This is a genomic window from Legionella maceachernii, assembly GCF_900167045.1.
Lineage (GTDB): Bacteria > Pseudomonadota > Gammaproteobacteria > Legionellales > Legionellaceae > Tatlockia > Tatlockia maceachernii.
Genome location: NZ_FUXJ01000027.1, coordinates 1 through 19153, shown reverse-complemented (window position 1 = coordinate 19153; position 19153 = coordinate 1). Strand labels below are relative to the sequence as shown.

Below are 19153 nucleotides of genomic sequence, written 5' to 3'. Positions count from 1 at the left end.
CCTTTCATGGCGCACTACATTAAAATCATTATTCTGTTTCTAACTGGGATTGGCGGATGCTTTGCAAACACTAATGATGAGTTAAGGCATTATCAAGAGGAGGGGGCTCACCAGGTATCAACCATTTCGAATAAGACAATTGAAACGTTAAAGCGCACATCCTCACGGAATCAATCAGAGCACCAATTATTAATTGATACACTCATGCAACGCAGCACAGACGGTTTACAAAGCAATCAAAAACCGCAGGGAGCTGAAGGTGCCATTTTATTTGTATCCTTTTCCATGCCCGACTCACTTTTATTTGCATTGAGCGATGAAGCAGCACGGTTTCATATTCCCGTGGTCATTAATGGGTTAGTGGATGGTGATTTTAAACAGACCATAGAAACATTTAAACGTCTTAATAGCGAAGCCAAAAAGCAGCATTTGAACTTTAAGGGAATTTCTATTGATCCAGTCTGGTTTAATCAATTCCACATTACAACGGTTCCAGCGCTTGTAGTAACAGAGCCCTCCAGATCTTGCGGTTCAGGGCAGCCCTGCACCAATCAACCGTTTGATGTAGTGTATGGCAATGCAAGCATTAAAAAAGGACTCGAGCTCATCGCCCAGAAAGGAGGCGCAGGAGCGACATTAGCGGCCACCATTTTGGAGAAAGGCCATGTTTAGAAGTTTGTTGACCATCGCCTGTATTTTTGGTTTTTGCACTTTCTCGGCTGCCAATACAACAGCCCAAGACTTTCAGAAATTAAAAGAATACGCAAAATCTTTGGGGAATCAACCACTGAGCGCCATGAATGAATTTAAGCCCCAGAATACCTTCAAAGACTATACGGAAACTCCCTCGCAATCGCTTCATTATCAGGGTGTTGAAACTGAAAAAACCGATTTAAGTACCTTTGCTGCCAATGCCTTACACAATGATGCCGGTGGACGTACTGTGACTGAGCATTTTGGTCAGCGCCAATTTGAAATCAATACCAAAAATGAAGCGATTAAAAACGCTAAATTAATTGAAGAAGAAAGTTATGCCATTACTCATGGACAATCCAATGAGCGAGTCAAATGTGATGAAAAGCCACAGGCTTGTGAGATTAAATCACATGAGGAAATCTGCCATACATCAAGGCAATTACCCGAGCAGCAGTGTTTTAAAAAACGTAAAGTAACCGTGAACACCGAGCGCTTAAGTCAAAGAGCTGATTTTGAGGTATGGGTTCATAAAAAATGGACGGGGCTTATTGCGGTTAATCTTATAACGGGTGCCATGACCAATAGCGCAGGCGGGCACTTAACCAATCCTGTGAAGTTAAATCATCCCTGTGAAGAAATGAAAGCCACGGTTCACTCCATTTTAAATAATGGTGGTTCTGCTCATTGGGTGCATGTTGTGGGACTTCCAACCTGCCAGAATGGAGGCGTAATCACCTTGTATATTTCAGATAAGTTCAGTCGCTATTACCCAATTCAGGTGGCATTGACGATTAATGCTCATTCCAAATCCTATGTGGAAGAAGAGCACTGGGATAATGAATGCGCCACTCTTGAGACAAACAACCTATGTCAAAAAACACAAGAGCAGTGTACTGATTCCAATCCAACCCGTGTCATTAATGGTCTGCCCGTCACCCGTGATTGCTGGGAGCTTAATGCACGATACCAGTGTGCATCCGCTGCAGCCGATGAATGTAAAACGCAACGGGAAAAAGGATGCTTACAGGCAAGCTCGCGCTGCACATTAATGAACAATAATACCTGCTCGCTCTATGAGCAGGTATATCGTTGCAATGAGACAGTCTGCCCACAGCCTGTGGCCTGTGTGCGTGATCTCTTTTGTGCCGATGGAGACTGCACGGAACATGCAGCAACTCAGAATGATGGTTTTGGAGAGGCCATGGCACCCATGGCCGTTGCAGGGGCTGCTGGCGCTGAGTTTGGTAAAACGCAGGCTACCTTATTTTCAGGCCATCCTGTGCAGTGCAAAATCTGGGTTTGGGACATTATTGATTGTTGTTCGAATGAAGGCTGGGCTGACAAACTCCATATCGATTTGTGTCGTGAAGAAGATAAGGCTTTAGGCAAAGCCAAATTGAATTACCTGGCTCATTATGTAGGCGAGTTTTGCAGCCAGAAAGATCCCATTTTTGGCACCTGTCTGGAGCACAAACGCACCTATTGTGTCTTTGACAGCAAAATGGCGCGCATTATCCAGGCCGAAGGACGTTTAAGACAATTAAATCCCAACGCTTTAGGAGATGCAGAGCATACACGCTGTGCGGGGCTCAGTGTGAATGAATTACAAAGCCTTGATATGGGACGCATCGATTTTTTAAACCCTGTGTATCCATTTCCCCAGGGACAGCCAACAAAAGAAGCAGGAATTGTAGGCGATGTCGTTTTAAATAGCCCCGACGCTTCAAAAACCATGGATGAAATCAAACGGCGAGTCCAGAAAAAGGCGGAACAAAAATGAGATTATTCACTATTATTTTAATGTTACTTTCCATGCCGGTCATGGCTGATTTAGTAAGTCCACCCGCTCATGGGTTTCATTGGTACAGTACAGAAAACAAAGAGCCTCAGGTGAAACCTGTTCAAAATCCAAAGGTATCAAAGCCTTTGCTGACTCCTTATGAGCAGCTCATGGAAGTCCGCAAAGCCACAATGAATAAGCTCGCAACGGCATTAATTGCCCCATCATTTGATGCAACCTATGAGTACATGAAAGCCCAGCAGGTGTATGCCAAAAACAATCAGAAATTTGTCCAGTACTGGCAACAGGTTCTGTTGTCTCATCCTGAGCTGGATCATTCCTTAAATTTTCCAACTGACAATACGGCTGTGGCCATTCGCAATGATTCAATGAATCTTTTAATGGAGAGGGTAGTCCAAGAAGGGGCTAAACGTTATGGATTAATCCTTTTTTACAAAGGGAACAGTTCCATTTCGCAAAAATTCATCACTCATCTTGTGCCATTCGTCAATTTGACCCATTTTTCCATGATTTCAGTCACGACAGATGGGCAACCTATTGAAGGTCTGCCTAATCCTAAAAACATACCTCTTCATGAAATACAAAAAACAATGAATTTGCAGTCACGCTACATGCCAGCACTGTTTCTTGTTGATTTAAAAACACAACACATGTCGCCCTTGTCCTACGGTTTTGTCTCCACAACCGAGCTAAAGGAACGTCTGCTGGATGTGGCGACTCATTACAAACGATACAGCTATGAGGGGTTTGAAGCATGATTGTCCGCATCATTTTTTTACTGCTTTTTTCTGTAATTAGTCCTTTGCACGCCAATGTGGCAGTTGAAGAACTCAATGCACTGTTATTGAAAAAGCAAGCCCCTAAAGCTTTTGCACAGAAGGAATCAGCTGAAGCTAAAGATTTATCCCAAAATTATTATTTTGCATTTATTTATCGAAGCACCTGCCCACATTGTAAAAAATTCTCCCCTGTTTTAAAGGATTTTTCAGAAACATTCCATATTAAGGTTCGTGCTTTTAGCCTGGATGGAGAATCCCTGGATGGACTCGATACCACACCATTAACACCTGAACTTTTTCAAACGTTCTATGTATCAGGAGAGTATAAGCCTACGGTTCCCGCCTTGTTTTTAGTCAATCGACATACCCTGGAAGCCTACGCTGTCTTGTTTGGAGAAGCAACTCCTTATCAGCTGGCACAAAGAGTTCATGAATTAAAGCAACACATTGAGGAGAAATTTAATGATTAGAGCTCTTGTGCTAGCCGTTGTTGCGTCTTTTACTTGTGTGGCAGGAAATGGTGTTCATGCATCAGCCAGTGCCGATTTAAATCATTTTTTTAATAATCTTGGTTATTCTGCGAATGTCACAGGTAGCCATTCCTATGAATCACAGGCAGCAGGATTTGCATCATTAGGCTCAGTCTATGCCAGAAATCAGGTGCGCTCCATTCAGATAGCTCACGTTGATGTACCTGGTTTTCGCTCAGGATGTGGCGGAATTGATATTTTTGCAGGTGGTTTTTCCTTTATTAAATCAGAGCAGATTGTTTCATTTATGCAGAACATTTTAAGTAACGGGGCAGGCTATGCAATGAACCTGGCACTCGAGACCGAGCTGCCTGAAATTGCTCATGCCATGCAGTACATGCAAAAGCTGGCAAATGACATTAATGGAACTAATTTTAATTCGTGCGAGATGGGAGAAAATCTGACTGCAGCGCTTTATCCCAAAAATAGAGCGGCACATCAGCGTTTGTGTGAGGACATCGGGCGTAACCGTAATGTATACACCGATTGGGCAGAAGCCCGACATAAATGTTCGACAGGAGGGGAGATTGAAAAACGATTGGAACAGGCAAAAAACGATTCAGAATATAAAGACAGGGCTCTTTTGAATACCAACGTAGTTTGGGATGCATTACAACTGAATGAATTCATCAAATCAGATACAGAAATTTCAGAAGTCTATATGTCGATTTCAGGAACGCTGGTATTTGATGCCAAAGGAGGGATGCAAACGTATCCCTCTTTAGCGACTAATCAGGATTTTGTAAAAGCCTTGCTTTATGGAGGCAAATTGCCCAGCTATAAATGTACTGATTCGAATAAGCCGATGAAATGTGTTGCCATCAATGTGAAAGGAAGCCAGGAGATTAGCAGTAAAGACGCTCTGGTATCTCAAGTACAGGCCATCCTGCAGGGAGTTTATGAGAATATCAAATCAGGGACAGCCTTAACGCCCCAACAAAAAGGGTTAATTGAACTCACCCAGCCGTCCGTATTTCAGCTTATTTCAGCCAGCGCACAGCAGAATATTGGCATACAAAGCAGTTATGAGCTTGCCCAGAGTGTAGCAACGGATTTGCTTGCCCAATATCTTGCAAACTCACTTGAAGTGATTCGAGCATCCCTTGCAGGGCGTGATATAGGAAATGCCCATGAAGAAAAACTATTTAAAAATCTGCAGGTGGCACAACAATTTGTAGATAATTTTAATAGCGAATCAAGAGCACGTTTTAATGCGGCACTGACCACCAATCAATTGGTTCAAAACAACGTGAAGCAGGCACTGAATGCCCTTAATCCCATCTTAAGACAATCCTATACCGGAGGCGCACAATGAGCCCATTATTAATCTATACCCCACAAAATGGGATTTATTTAAAAGAGCTGCTTGATGGTATGGCCACTTTGCTTACTGAATCTACCTTTAGTACGGCGTGTGACATTATCATGATTCTATCCGTTGGTATGGTCGGTTATCAGTTCGTGATGGGGAAAAAGCTCGAATCATTAACTCGCTTTATGCTGACCACCTTTTTAGTCATGTATTGCGTGCTGGGCATTAAAGTGCCTGTGGCTATTATTGACATGCAGACAGCCGAAGGAGCAGGGGAAGCCTTAACGGTTGATCATGTACCTCTAGGCGTTGCTTTACCTGCCTCATTGATTAGTGGCATGGGGTATGGAATTACGACCGCCTTTAGTGATGTATTTCACATGCCAGATAGCCTGGAATACAACAAAACCGGAATGATTTTTGGTGCAAGAACCTGGCTGGCCGCAACTCAGACAAGACTCTCCATGTCGCCTGATTTGGCACAAGACCTATCGTCCTTTATCCGCCAATGCGTGTTTACGGCAAAACTTTTGGCAAGCCATCAATTAAGCCCTCAAGAGCTGACCCAAAGTGCTCATCTTTCTAAAACCTATTTTGAGGAGCCATCACCCATTTATCGGGTGATTCTGCATAATGGAGTCAATTTAAGTTGTGGTGACGCGGCAGCCAATTTGAAGACTCGACTGCCCATTGCAGCGAAATTGGAGTTGGAGCGTCTTAATCATCTGGTTACCACAGGCGCATTAACATCACGCAACACAGACAGCAGTTCTTTGCCTGGCGAAAAGACTTTTGGTGACAGACTGCAGGCCGCTCACAAATATTACATGAATATTACCGAAGATGCTGCCGAAACACTCACCCAAAACATCTTAATTAATGCGACCCGAGATGCCGCAGCCGATGCTTTTGCTTTTTCAGGAGCTGATGCTGCACTCATGAATTACACCAATACGGACAGCACCCAAAAAATGCACATCGCTGAAGCCAATAGCTTTTGGCTTGCAGGATTTCGCCTGCCTTACTATATGACCGTGATGTGGATGTTGACGCTGTGTATCTTTCCATTAGTCGTTTTGATTTCATTTTTTCCGACCCTGAGTAACGCTTATTTCCTGTGGGTGCAATCTCAAATCTACCTTTGGTCATGGCCGCCGATGTTTATTATTTTTCATTGGTTTGTTTCCATGGCCTCAAGTACCACCATTACTTTGTTTGGTCAAAAAACAGGAGGTGTGACCTTCTCTAATATCGATTCATTAGCCAGCATGCACAGTAATTTTGCCTATACGGCAGGTGCATTGGCGGCAAGTGTTCCTGTTATTGCCCTGTACATCACGAAAGGATTGGGACAGATTTTGAGTACATCCTCCCAGCATTTTGGTGGTATGGCACAATCTTTGTCAGTCAGTGAAGCGCAATCTGCAGCTGCAGGTAACATCTCAATGGCAAGTTACAGCGGTTGGAATATGAACTATGAAAATACCAGCGCCAATAACGTTTCGGCTAACAAGCACGATACCAATTGGACGAACATGCATGGGATGCACACGGAACAATTGGGAAGTGGTGTGCTTAAGACTACCACAAGCCATGGGGATGCTGTTTTTGACGTAAATCCTGGGATGTCACGAGGACCCATACACATTTCAGATACAAAGGCCTTAAGCGGCTCTTTAAATCAGGCTTTTGAAGAATCCAGACAGGCTGCAGCCAATGAAAGTCAGCATTATCAAACATCCTTGTCCAGTTTTGCGCACAGTGCCGTGCAGTTATCTAAAATGCAGGGTCATGATATGCGTTTGGGCGATGGAGTGTCTGAAAGTGAATCCGGTCAATACAGCCAGGCATTATCGACCATGACGCATATTGCCTCGGATGTAGCTAAACGCGAAGGGATAAGCCAAGAGGATGCGCTGGCTCATATGACCGCTGCTGGATTAAACGTCCACGCCGGAGTTGCAAGTGAAAAAAGCATACTGGGAAGCATTGGGCGGTTTGCTTTTGGAGCAACAGGAGGTGCTGATAGCCATGCTAAGTTCGATCGGTCATCAACAAGTAGTGATCGTTACCATGAAGGGACGGACAGCAGCATGTCAGCGAAGGAAGCAGAAGACTTTAATCAGGCGCTTAATTACGTGAGCCAGTTTGCACAAAACCATCATTTTGATAACAGCCATTCGGAAGGGGCAAGCCTTTCGAATCAAATGGGTACCGATTTAAGGGAGGCGCAAACGGCAAGCCAAAACTATGATGCCTCGATGTCTAAAGCCGCTCGCATTAGCACGGCCAGGAGTTATGTGGAATCAAACTCCGATCAGATTACCACCGATCTTAATCAGGCATTTCCTGGCTTTGTGGCACACCGCATTGGAGAGAAGGCACGAGATGAATTGTATTCCAATCCTTCAGATCTGGCCTCATTAAAACAATTACAAACGCTAGCTAATGAGTTTATCAGTGAACAACGAGAAGGTTTAATCGCACAATACGGCAATGCTTCTAAAAATGCTCGGATTGACTCCTTTTATCAGGATGCAGCAAATCCATTAAGTTCAAAAGAATCACAAATGAGAGCTGACTACCACAAAAACAGTAATGCATTGGAGGATTCTGGAAGGACTATGGGAGTTGGCATGGATGCATCAAGAGCCAAAAGTATGCAGCAAAAAATTAATAATCAGGTAGATGCGGCGGTAAATAAAACAAGCAGTGGAGGAGGGCGTTTAAAGAGTCAATACCAGCAAGCGGTTGAAACAACAAACAACGATGTAGGCGAAGGTAAAAAACTGGGGCAAACCAACGTGGCCATACCCGCCTATTTTACTAAATGGGTTGATCATCATGATAAATCAGCCCCAAAGAAGGAGCTTATCCATGAGTAATGAAGAAATGAATTCACAAGAATTAAAAGAGGCCATCGCCTTGGATATAGAAACATTAAAAACATTGGACGTGGATATTATGCCGGCCAAGGAGTATTACCAGGCGAACAGGCGTTTGTTTTTGCATGTTTTTTTTAAACTATATGGAACAATACTTCTAGGATTTTTACTTCCACTTCCTTTTTATTGGAAGGTGTTGATGGTGGAGACTTCAACACACGAGCTCATCTACATTTTTTTCTGGCTGCCATTAATGGCTCTAGGACTATGCCTTTTTGTTTTTCTATTCATTTACAGCTCATTAAATCAATACATTTTGATTGACTATCAATTGAAACACAAACTAAGAACAGGCTCATTGATTGTAAAACAAATAAGGCGGGCTGGAACTATAGCCTATCGAATATTTGCGGGTATTGTTTTGATTCCTTCACTGTTCTTGTTTCCCAGTGCTGCCTTCTTCATATCCTTTGGCGCTTTTTTCATCAGCGGGATTTTAACAAGCATCCTTGTTGAAATGGAGCTCAATAGGATAGGAATCAGCGCTCTGTTTACTCTCATTAAGAATTATTTTGATAAGGACAAAAATGCCAGTGCGGCAATACCCTTAAAATAAACAAAACACATCAAAAAGAATAATTTTTAACCACAAATACAAGCAGTGGAAGCCGCTGCTTTGCCCAAAATAAGCAGGAGGAAGATAAAATGAGCAATGAATCCAATTACAAACATTACACCCGGGGAGGTCAGATCTCATTCCATAATCTGCGGATGTGGTTTCAGATTAACAAAGCACTCTTTCATGTTTACTTATTCATTTGGGCAGGGTTAAGCATTGTATTGACCTGTATCTTTGCGCCACATGGAATGATAAGACAGACGGTGTCCTATCACGCGGCTCATTTTTATCACCTGGCAGGAGTGCCTCATGTATTTTCTATCCCTGTTAAAGGGGGGTATGCATCACAAACTGTCGAACAGATTCTCCACAATCACTATTTTTCTGCAACCTCAGATCGTTTACTGACCCTGCTGTTACAGTCAACTCTATGGAGTTTTCCCTTATCGTTGATTGTGGCACTTTTGGTGAGCCGATATTTTATTTATCGAGGAAAGGTTCAAACGCAAAATCAATTTATACGAGGGGCGAGTTTAGTCCCATCAGAAACACTTAAAAAACAGATAATAAAACAAAGAAAAGCATCTGATTTACATCTTGATGGATTTCCTCTTTTGCAAGGATCAGAGGTACAGCATTTATTGGTACATGGTACGGTCGGTATGGGGAAAAGTCAGTTCATCATGAAATTGATGGATTGTTTACGTGCGCGTGGCGACCGAGTCATTGTTTATGACAAGGGGTGCACGTTTACTCAGGCGTATTTTCAGGAAGGTCATGATGTCTTGCTCAATCCTTTTGATGCACGCTGCGCTAATTGGGATTTATGGCTGGAAGCCCCAAAAGATGAATTACTGGAAAATATGGCAGAAAGTCTCATCCCTATGCATGGAGAAAACGATCCGTTTTGGGTTAATGCAGCACGTACCGTGTTTGCCTGTCTTGCAAGTCAAATGCGTGAGGATAAAGAACGTTCCTTATCCAAGCTGTTAGGGTTACTTGTAACTGGCGAGTTTAGCGAGTTGGAACCTTATCTCAACGGTACAGCCGCAGCGACTTTGGTCAGTAATAAAATAGAAAAAACAGCCATCTCCATTCGCTCTGTCATTACAACCTACCTTAAATCAATGCAGTCGTTAAGTGGGCTTGATGAGTCTGGGAAGCCTTCATTTTCCATTCGTGATTATCTGTTAAATAAAGATTTGGAGGGCTGGCTTTTTATATCAAGCAATGGAGAACAACATAAATCTTTAAAGCCGTTAATTTCGATGTGGATTGCCATGGCATCACTGACACTTTTAAGTCTGCCAGAAGACGCGAACAGGCGAATTTGGTTTATTTGCGATGAATTACCAAGCCTGCACAAATTACCCTTATTGGGTGAAACCATTGCTGAAGTCAGGAAATTTGGCGGCTGTTTTCTTCTGGGAATGCAGAGCTTTAGTCAATTGGAGAAGGTATATGGGCGTAGTGGGGCAGCTGAAATTTTTGATTTGCTTAATACCCGAGCCTTTTTTGCAAGTCCAAGCCATGAAATGGCGCAACTTGTCAGTAAAGAGCTAGGGGATGAAGAAATTGATGATACCCGAGAAAATTACTCTTATGGAGCCAACTCCATTCGTGACGGCATTTCATTAGGAAAAAACCGTATAACACGCCCCTTAGTAACCTATCCTGAAATTATGGGACTTGATCCGCTTACCTGTTATCTGCGCTTACCTGGTCAATACCCAATTACAAAACTGGAACTTCATTATCAAAAAAGAAGTATAAAGGCCTCAGGTTTTTTACCTCGTGCCATACCGTCTCTTCCTCCCTGTCATGCAAATCTTAAAAATGGTTCTGCTGTTAATGAGTCCACCGGCAGTCGTTTTGAGGTGCAAACGCCAACCAACATCAAACGTATCGAACGTGAGTCCGATAGGGAATTCATTTTTTGATAGGGGAATAAATCATGTTAAGTCTACGAGTCAAGCCAATTAAAAAGCCTGGTTATTATTTTGATCAGGAAAATTATTATTTTACGAACCAATTGGTTACCCAATGGGTTGGATTAAGTGCTGCGCGTCAAAATCTTTCTGGAGAAGTTAACGTAAATACCCTTGAGTCTCTTGTAGGTGGGGAATTACCAAGCGGTGATGTGATTAAAGGCTTGAAATCAGCCACTGGTGAAATGAACAGGCGAGGCGGTTATGATTTAACTTTTTCTGCCCCAAAATCCGTGTCCTATCTTGGGCTGGTTTGTGAACACAAAGAATTTATTGATTTGCACCTCAATGCGGTAAAGACAGTCTTAAAACTGATTGAAAAGGAGGCGGCACAAGCGCGCAAATCAGGAAAAGAAGGCATGGAATATGAAAAAACGGGGAATCTTTGTTTTGCTGCCATTCTCCATGATACCTCCAGAGAGCTTGATCCTCAGCTTCATGTGCATGCATTGTTGATGAATTTCACCGAGCGGCTGGATGGCAAATGGCGTGCTTTGGCTTCTGATATCAGTCGAAATAATGGCACCATGGAGTGGATTATGGATAATCAAATCTTTTTGGGTCTTGTGTACCGCTCTGAAATGGCTCTTGGTTTAAAAGAAATGGGGCTCGAAATAGAGCATACGGGTGATGCTCATGGTCTATTTGAAATCAAGCATTTTGATAAGGCATTGTTGGAACAAATCTCTAAGCGCCGTGCCCAGGTTGAAGAACATATTAAAGGGATGCACTCTAATTCATTAAAAGCGTATGACAGGGCGACTCTGGATTCAAGGAAATCAAAGGAAATGGTTTCTCCAGAGGAATTACGCACACGATGGAGCGCTGAAAGTGAAGCGTTGGGCGTTAATCCAGCCACCTATCTTGCCACCTTAAAAGAAAAAACTAAAGTATCGCATACACCAAAAGAAACCATGTCCAATAATCAAGAACTCGATAGAAGTGTTCTTGACGCAATTGCGCATTTAGAAGAAAAAAAACTAACCTTTACCTATCAGGAAGTATTACAGACGAGCCTTTATTTTTCCTTAGGTGAACAGGGCTTTGAAGCACTGATGGCAAGGATTGATAAAGAAATTGATGCACAAAATCTGATTGCTCTTAATACAGAAAACTCCTCTTTTACAACGAGTACGCTCATTAACAAGGAACAAGAACTCATTAAAAAAATCGTGAACTTCACACCGCAAAAAAAAGGCTTAGAACGCAATACGGATAAGGTTTGCAAACTCACTGATAATGAGTCCATTCAAAAAGCAGTAACTCAAGCCTTATTTAATAAAGAAGGGGTTGTGCGCATCAAACAGCAAAGTGCTACCTCACGTGAGCTCTTAAGTACTTTAATTGATTATTCACAGGATTCAAAAAAAATTCGTATTCTTTGTCCTTCTGCTTATTCTGCGCGGACGATGAATAAGGACATGACCCAATCAGCGCCTACCCTGTGGCAATGGATTTTATCTATTGGAAAACAGGATTTGTGTGAAACAGTTGCGGGCTTTAATTATCGCCATCGTTCAGAGCATAAATTACCTTTTTTTAACAGTAAAAAGGAGCGCGAGGTGCTGATTGTGGATGAATCACAGCGTCTTACTCCTGACGAGATGAATACTTTATTATCTATTGCCGATAAGCGTAGTGCCAAAGTCATTTTGCTGGAAAAATCACAATCCCTTTCAGGTTTTAAATCCGATATTCCCGACTTGCTGAATAAAGCCTGCATAAAAACATTTGAGATTGATGACAGGAAAGCGCCTACCACCAACATCAATCTCATAGAAGAAAAAACGATTGAAGGGCGTATTCTAAAAACAGCACAAATGTACAGTAACTTGCCGTTGAACCAGAGGCAGAATACAAAAGTATTAACTGTCTCAAAGCTCGAAGCGAAAGAGGTCAATGAAGCAATCCGTAAGCAGTTAAAAGAGCACGGGGAGATTTCAGTAGATGAAAAGAGCATAAATACGTTAACCCCTATGTCCTTGACCTTAAGTGAAAAAAAATTGGCCAAAAGTTATCAGCCCGATTGGGTATTAATCCAGAACACCCGTACAGAATCAAAAAAATTCACGGTAATCGGTGTCAATGAAAAAGACAATCAATTGATTGTTCGGAATCATAACGGGGTAAGATCACAACTTGCTGCTAAAAATATTACAGATTCCACGCAGGTTTATGAACAAACACCATTATCAGTAGGTATAGGAGATCAATTAATTGCTACGGGCAGTTTATCCTTTGAAGGATTAAAAATCGGTAACCAATATGAGGTCACTGCATTTACCCGCCATGGAATAAAAATAAAAGATGGAAAAAGAACTATTCATCTTATCACGAGTAACGAAAAGCATTTCCCATTGAGCCATGCCTATGCCAAAACCATTTATTCTGATGATTTTAAACCCGTGAAACAAACCATTATGACACTACCGGCCTATGCGCTCAAACAAAATACCATGTCGGTATTATGCGAATCGAGTAAAGAAGAATTAATGATTATTACGGATGATGTGGACAAGGCTAATCGGTTTGCAATGAAGACTGCAGCAAAATCCTCGGCGATATCGCTGACTTTGAATGCTGCCAAAACCAATCATGGTGCACAAATTATTGACCATAGAACCACGACTGATCTGCTCACTTCACTGGAACAGGCCTTAACTATTTTAACCTCGGAAAAACCTCAAAAAAGTGATGCAGAAAAAGCGCTGAACTTTGCAATAGCCCATCTTTCAGAACGAGAAGCAGCCTTTACTCGGTCAGATTTGCTTAAGGTTGCGCTCACTCAGGCTATAGGAAAAGCAGGACTTAACGAATTAAATAACGTCCTGGATAAGGTCATGACTAATGGGGATTTAATATCAGGGGGGAACGAGATTTTGACCACCAAAGAAGCGGTGGCATTTGAAGAGTCGATTATCAAGAATGTTAAAGCAGGTATTAACACCATAAAGCCGCTAATGAGTGGTGATGAAGCACGAAAACAATTAGAGCCCACACACCTTACCAAAGGCCAAAAAGAAGCATGTGAGTTAATCACGACTACAACTGATCAGTTTATTATGATTCAGGGTTATGCAGGAACAGGAAAAACAACCATGACTCGAAGTGCGATTGACACCATCAGGCATGTCCAATCTATGACTCATGAAGAGGTTAAACTGATTGCGGTCGCGCCCACGCACCAGGCTGTAAAAGAAATGAGGGCGCTGGGAATTGAAGCGCAAACATTAAAGAGTTTTCTTATTGAACAAGAACAGGAAGCGACATTAAGCAAAGAAACACTTGTGCTGCTTGATGAATCTTCTATGGTCTCTAATCGAGATTGCGCAAGCCTCATCCAAAAAATCCATGATTCGGGCGCTCGTTGCACAATGCTTGGCGATATTAGCCAGCATCAAAGCATTGAAAGCGGTAAGCCAAGCAAGATATTGATTCAGGAAGGAAGCATCAAGGTGGCCTGTATGGATGATTTGGTACGACAACAAGTCATCGAATACAAAAAGGCAATCGAAACATTAATCACGGGGGATATTGATAAGGCGTTAGCTCAGTTAGCGAATCAACCCTTAGACTCAATCACCCGAACTAAAGCCGATAGTCCTTACCACAACATGACCTCTTCAATTATTGAAACAGGCCATTCGACCCAAGCGTACCTGCAACAAGAACACACTCAACAAGAATCGAGAGAACCCTTCCAGGAAGAATTAAAGGAAAAAAGCCCGATAGAAATGGCTGTAGGAGATTATTTATCACGGACACCAGCATGCCGTGATAACACCATTGTTATCATTCATGAAAATAAAAAAAGGGAAGTTGCAAATGGTCTGATTAGAAATGCACTGATGAAAGAGTCTACCATAGGCCTTGAAAACAAAGAGTTCCCGCGGCTACTAAGCACGAATTACACCACTGCAGAGCTTTATTATTGTGAAACGTATCGGGATTGCTTAAAAAAGAAAGAAGAGTATTTTTTAAAGAAAGGAGAGCACTATTTCAAAGTAGTTTCGGTAGATGAGGCAGCGAAAGTAGTGGTATTAAATGATACGAAAGGAAATAAATGCCTCTTTGTTCCTGAAAAAGAAAATAAAGACTGGAAGATTGAATTGTTTCAATCCATGCCAGGAAGAGTTTCGGTGGGTGAAAAAATTCATTTTAAAAAATCTGATAAGACTTTGGGACGTTTCGCTAATGAAAGGGTGCAGGTGACGGAAGTAAACAATGAGTCATTTACCGTAAAAGACAGTAGTGGTGTGGCGCACGTACTGGAAAAAAAACAGATGAAGGATTCCCATTGGGATTATAGTTATACTGCTACCAGTTATTCAATTCAAGGGGCTTCATCCCCATTTGTTATTGGAGTTGCTGAAACTAAAAATGCTCAAGTAAACCATCTGCGTTCATTTTATATCATGGTAACGCGAGGTTCCTTGCATGCCATGATTTATACGGACGATCATAAAAAACTACGAAAACAACTTCGTGTTACTCCTGAAAAAACTTCTGCATTGGAATCGCTTGGCCTCCTGCATACTCCAATAAAGTCCAAAACTCCCAATGAGCAACCAAAATCACTCAAGCCAATGCATGGTATGCCCAAAATAAAGAACCAGGAACCTCGCTATGATGCGAATATGCTGTCACAAAACTTATCCGACCAGGCTGAGCTCGTGATTGAATCACTACTTGGAGAGCCCAATAGAGCGCTTTCGTCAAAAACAGAATATCGATATGGTACTAAAGGCAGCTTAAGCATCTGTTTAAGTGGAGAAAAAAGAGGAGTTTGGCATAACTTTGAAACAAAGGAAAAAGGAAACATGCTTCATTTGATTCAAAAAACATTAAATCTAAACTTTAAAGAAAGTCTTGAATATGCTGCCAAATTAACAGGTGATGACTTAAAAGAACGTATTAAATTAGCAAGCAAAAACCCTAATAAAATTCAGGCCATCGATTCTGATAAGAAAAGAAAAACATTAGATTATGGGCTGCAGTTAGCGCGAGAATCTAAACCCATATCAGGTACTATAGCAGAGCGGTATTTAAAAGAAATCAGGAAAATTCATAATGTGTCTGGAGAAAATATTCGCTTTCATCCTCATGTCTATACTAAAGATACCGAAGAAGTTCGCTACAGGCCAGCACTATTGAATATTGCGCGGGACAAAGACAATAAAGTGGCCTGTGTTGAAGCAGTATACCTGGATAATGACACAGCGAATCAAGCAATAATGAAGATAAAACCTAAGAAATCTTATGGATTAAAAGCAGGCGCTGGAGTCATATTAAATGAGGGGAAAGGACATGAAAGTGTCACCTATATCGCAGAAGGTGTAGAAACAGGACTAAGCATCAGGGATGCAGTTCAAAATGAACGTGTTATAGCGACACTTGGAAAAGAAAATTTTGTAAATATCGATATGGCATTGCTCACTGATAAAATAGTCATTTGCATGGATAATGATGGTAAACCCATTAAAGAGGACAGGGTAATTATTCAAACCATTGAACGATTGAAACAGCATGGAAAAACTGTAGAAATTGCCATTCCGCTGCATCAAAAAGACTTTAATGATGTGAATAAAAGCGGGGGTATACAAGGAGTTGTTGATACATTAAATAAAGCAGTTAGTGTCGATAAATTGATTGGAATCCCCAATAAAACAGATTTGAACCAAGATCAAATTAAGAAGTGTCTTGATATCATTTCACGACAAATGAACCTTGAAATTCCTGAAATTAAAAACAATTCAATTGATAAATTGAAAACCCTTCAGCGAGAAGAAATGGAAATATATTAAAATATCTTTAATTGATTGAGCATAGGAATTTTTATATGAAAAAAATGTGTGGAATAATCTCTCTAATATTGATAAATGGATCATCATTCTACCTTATTTATGTCTATGTATTAGTAGCTTGTTCCACCAAAATGAACAACCTATTACAGGTTGCTTATGAGCCATCTGGAATGCAAATGTTTTTTTATTTTATATCGCTCCCGTTTTTTATAATTTTAGCAATATTAAGTCGTATTCATTGTTTTTATTATGATGTAAAAAATGGGTTAGCGTTTTGGTTGTTTTTGATTTGGTTATTGTATTTTTTATTTATCGAATATATTGACCAAATAGTTCATTTTTCCAATGGAAATGAACTATTTTATTATGGTAGTTTAGCTATTTCATTAGGGGCATTTACTTTAATTGGATTAACTACCTATTTCCAATTAAAACAATTAATGTCCGATTCTAGATAAAATTTTTAGAGTAAAAATTATATTTATTACTTTCAATTTAACGGCAAGTACTATTTTTTATAACTTAATTATTGATAAATCCTTCAATGAAATTATCTACCTTTTTCTTAAGTTCTGCGATATGTTCTTCGGCATTATTCGAATCACTTTGAAGTTTGTTTTTATCATAAACACAACGAAAAATATCAGCACTGATTCCCAGCAATCTTAAAAGATGGGTCGTGTGTTGACGATTTAATTCTTCTTCTTTTTCTAAGCGTCTTTTTTCATCCTCGCTTATCACTGGATTATCTTTATTATGGAGATAAACCTTTATCCCTAATTCAATCATTTCTTTCATTGTTTGAGACGATGAATCATGCCCTTCATCTTTTTTAATGGATTCGAGCTGATCAATAATTTTTTGATTTAAATAACAATAGGCCTTGGGCATAAAATCCTCTTTTAAATTTAGAATGCAGGCTCAGTGCACTGATTTTGGCTAATTGAGAATAACTATATCATTTAATTATAGGGGTTGAATAGGTGTGTATCTTTATTTAATAGAGGTTTTTTATTCATTTAATAGGTGTGGATTAGGTGTTGATATTTTATAAGTTATTGATTATTATTAAAGAGTGGATGAACACCCATATAAAACAGAGGTGTTGGCAGATTTAAAAATGCTCATCTTCACGTAAGTTATTGAATAATAATAAAATGTTTTAAGCAATAAACATTGCGAGGGGTGTGTTCTTTTTTATTTAATCATTCTTTTTATATGTGTATTTAACTGGGTATTTTAGTATTATTTATTTAAAATTAACATTTTGAAAAGCGCATAATAATTGCGTGCTTGTGATTCACAGTATTCTCTTAACCATTTACTCAGTAGGGATATTATCATGAATATATTAAAAAGATTTCTGAAAAAAATTGCTAAAATCATTCATTTTCGACCCTATAGTGAATGGACTGAAGAAGAGAAGGCTGTGTATGCTAAACGGCATTCTTTTCATTCTTACACTAAATCAAATGATACAAAAACTAATCCTGCAAGCGGCCTGCCAATGATTGGTTGTCTGGATGTAAATGGCAATACATTTGGATCTAGCAGTTCATTTGATGATTATTATAGAAATCATGACAACAATTATCGTAGTTATTCATCTACAAATTATTGCAATAGTTATGATCCGTTTGCCAATCGCTATTAATTGTTTCGATTTTTATTTTTATGTTCTATTTTTACTGATATAGTAAACTAAATTTTTTATAAAATTTATGTTAATTTTGGAGAATGCCATGGCTTTAATTAGTGCAAAAAAAGCACCTGAAAAAGAAAAAATTAAAATCGAAATAAGCAAAGAGATCTATTCTGAAATTAAAGAATATTGCTCATGGGTTGGCATTGATAATATTAGCTATTTTTTTGAAGAGTCATCCATCATGATCTTTTCTAAAGATAAAGAATGGAAGCAACATCGAAAAGAGAAGAAACAGGCTATTGAATCCGTTTAGTATTGTTCGGCATAATTTAGTAAATATACAATTTAAAAAAACAGGATATCCGAGTGAAAAACCGTATTAGGACTACATGTAAATACATCATACCACTAACTATTATTGGTCTATTTGGTTATCACTCTTATTCAGTTCAATCAAAACTAGATCAAAAAGAAAAGCAAACCTATATATCTCTAAAAGAGTTGTCCGAGATTGCCGCGAAAATTCATGGTGTTGAACCTCCTTTTCTGGATAAGGTCATGATAACCATTGTGGATTGGTTTATCCCTATCCCGTTTATTAATAAAAATGAGTCTCTAAAATTGCTGGCCGAACATAAAAATGAACTCACATCAGAATCAAAAAGAATTTATGTGTCAGAAAGCAAGATGGGGGAAGTTGTGGTTACAAAGAATTTTAATTTCACCTCATCTGATATTAAGGAATCAAAATCGATACCCATGGGTACAATTTTCAGCGCATTCGTCATGGCTCCTTTTCATGATTCTGATAACCCAAATCAATTACGATTTAAAATAAACATTAATTTCATGTCTTGCACGGCAATTGCGGATTCCATTTTAAAAGCAGATTATCAATCAGGGACTATAGTTGCCAAAATTAACGGCATAAACTGCGCTAATGAGAACTCAAAATCGATACCCTTAGAAGCGGTGGGATTGGTATCAGGAAGGGTACTTTTAGATAGGTCCGGTGATCTGGAACAAAATTCAGGGAAAATAAGAGCTATTCCCAGCTTGTTAGTTTAATCACGTTACTCTCAGAATGGCTTATC

The 19153-nt window shown here is 40.1% G+C and carries 13 protein-coding genes; 12 read left to right on the top strand and 1 reads right to left on the bottom strand.

Features of this window, described 5'->3' with window-relative positions; all coding sequences use genetic code 11:
* The first annotated feature begins 6 nt into the window (after positions 1–6).
* The 9 genes from trbC to traI all read left to right on the top strand — a co-directional run bounded on the left by trbC (position 7) and on the right by traI (position 16414).
* Complete coding sequence (gene trbC / locus B5D33_RS15650) at positions 7–672, top strand: type-F conjugative transfer system pilin assembly protein TrbC (protein ID WP_230308828.1); 666 nt, start codon at positions 7–9, stop codon at positions 670–672.
* A complete protein-coding gene (gene traN, locus B5D33_RS15645) occupies positions 665–2476 on the top strand; it encodes a type-F conjugative transfer system mating-pair stabilization protein TraN (RefSeq protein WP_058453003.1) in 1812 nt (603 codons plus the stop codon). Before trbC ends, traN begins: the two co-directional genes overlap by 8 nt.
* A complete protein-coding gene (gene traF, locus B5D33_RS15640; RefSeq protein WP_058453002.1) occupies positions 2473–3255 on the top strand; it encodes a type-F conjugative transfer system pilin assembly protein TraF in 783 nt (260 codons plus the stop codon). The genes traN and traF overlap by 4 nt, the downstream gene beginning before the upstream one ends.
* Positions 3252–3746, top strand: coding sequence for a type-F conjugative transfer system pilin assembly thiol-disulfide isomerase TrbB (gene trbB / locus B5D33_RS15635; RefSeq protein ID WP_058453001.1), 495 nt, complete (start codon positions 3252–3254; stop codon positions 3744–3746). The genes traF and trbB overlap by 4 nt, the downstream gene beginning before the upstream one ends.
* The gene (locus B5D33_RS15630) at positions 3739–5121 is read left to right on the top strand and encodes a conjugal transfer protein TraH (protein WP_021582612.1); all 1383 of its coding nucleotides are present in this window, start codon (positions 3739–3741) and stop codon (positions 5119–5121) included. The genes trbB and B5D33_RS15630 overlap by 8 nt, the downstream gene beginning before the upstream one ends.
* On the top strand, positions 5118–8003 hold the full coding sequence (locus B5D33_RS15625; RefSeq protein ID WP_058453000.1) for a conjugal transfer protein TraG N-terminal domain-containing protein: 2886 nt from the start codon (positions 5118–5120) through the stop codon (positions 8001–8003). Before B5D33_RS15630 ends, B5D33_RS15625 begins: the two co-directional genes overlap by 4 nt.
* A complete protein-coding gene (locus B5D33_RS15620; protein WP_058452999.1) occupies positions 7996–8619 on the top strand; it encodes a hypothetical protein in 624 nt (207 codons plus the stop codon). The genes B5D33_RS15625 and B5D33_RS15620 overlap by 8 nt, the downstream gene beginning before the upstream one ends.
* An 89-nt stretch (positions 8620–8708) precedes the next feature.
* Complete coding sequence (gene traD, locus B5D33_RS15615; protein ID WP_058452998.1) at positions 8709–10562, top strand: type IV conjugative transfer system coupling protein TraD; 1854 nt, start codon at positions 8709–8711, stop codon at positions 10560–10562.
* A gap of 14 nt (positions 10563–10576) precedes the next feature.
* A complete protein-coding gene (gene traI, locus B5D33_RS15610) occupies positions 10577–16414 on the top strand; it encodes a conjugative transfer relaxase/helicase TraI (RefSeq protein ID WP_058452997.1) in 5838 nt (1945 codons plus the stop codon).
* Between the two features lie 522 nt (positions 16415–16936).
* Here traI and B5D33_RS15600 read toward each other — a convergent pair.
* Positions 16937–17305 (bottom strand): hypothetical protein, encoded by a 369-nt coding sequence (locus tag B5D33_RS15600; protein WP_042238349.1) that lies wholly within the window; start codon positions 17303–17305, stop codon positions 16937–16939.
* Positions 17306–17699: 394 nt separating this feature from the next.
* Here B5D33_RS15600 and B5D33_RS15595 point away from each other — a divergent pair, with 394 nt between their 5' ends.
* From B5D33_RS15595 to B5D33_RS15585, 3 genes are all read left to right on the top strand, one after another.
* Positions 17700–18068 (top strand): hypothetical protein, encoded by a 369-nt coding sequence (locus B5D33_RS15595; RefSeq protein ID WP_443093509.1) that lies wholly within the window; start codon positions 17700–17702, stop codon positions 18066–18068.
* A gap of 88 nt (positions 18069–18156) precedes the next feature.
* Entirely contained in the window at positions 18157–18372 is a 216-nt protein-coding gene (locus tag B5D33_RS15590; protein WP_042238343.1) for a hypothetical protein, read from the top strand.
* Between the two features lie 53 nt (positions 18373–18425).
* Positions 18426–19127 carry a hypothetical protein gene (locus B5D33_RS15585; RefSeq protein ID WP_230308829.1) on the top strand — a complete coding sequence of 234 codons (702 nt, stop codon included), beginning with the start codon at positions 18426–18428 and terminating at the stop codon, positions 19125–19127.
* Positions 19128–19153: the final 26 nt, after the last annotated feature.

Bases quoted from the DNA above. Each gene is read 5' to 3' on its own strand.
- trbC (WP_230308828.1), top strand. From the start codon at position 7: ATGGCGCACTACATTAAAATCATTATTCTGTTTCTAACTGGGATTGGC.
- traN (WP_058453003.1), top strand. From the start codon at position 665: ATGTTTAGAAGTTTGTTGACCATCGCCTGTATTTTTGGTTTTTGCACT.
- traF (WP_058453002.1), top strand. From the start codon at position 2,473: ATGAGATTATTCACTATTATTTTAATGTTACTTTCCATGCCGGTCATG.
- trbB (WP_058453001.1), top strand. From the start codon at position 3,252: ATGATTGTCCGCATCATTTTTTTACTGCTTTTTTCTGTAATTAGTCCT.
- B5D33_RS15630 (WP_021582612.1), top strand. From the start codon at position 3,739: ATGATTAGAGCTCTTGTGCTAGCCGTTGTTGCGTCTTTTACTTGTGTG.
- B5D33_RS15625 (WP_058453000.1), top strand. From the start codon at position 5,118: ATGAGCCCATTATTAATCTATACCCCACAAAATGGGATTTATTTAAAA.
- B5D33_RS15620 (WP_058452999.1), top strand. From the start codon at position 7,996: ATGAGTAATGAAGAAATGAATTCACAAGAATTAAAAGAGGCCATCGCC.
- traD (WP_058452998.1), top strand. From the start codon at position 8,709: ATGAGCAATGAATCCAATTACAAACATTACACCCGGGGAGGTCAGATC.
- traI (WP_058452997.1), top strand. From the start codon at position 10,577: ATGTTAAGTCTACGAGTCAAGCCAATTAAAAAGCCTGGTTATTATTTT.
- B5D33_RS15600 (WP_042238349.1), bottom strand. From the start codon at position 17,305: ATGCCCAAGGCCTATTGTTATTTAAATCAAAAAATTATTGATCAGCTC.
- B5D33_RS15590 (WP_042238343.1), top strand. From the start codon at position 18,157: ATGGCTTTAATTAGTGCAAAAAAAGCACCTGAAAAAGAAAAAATTAAA.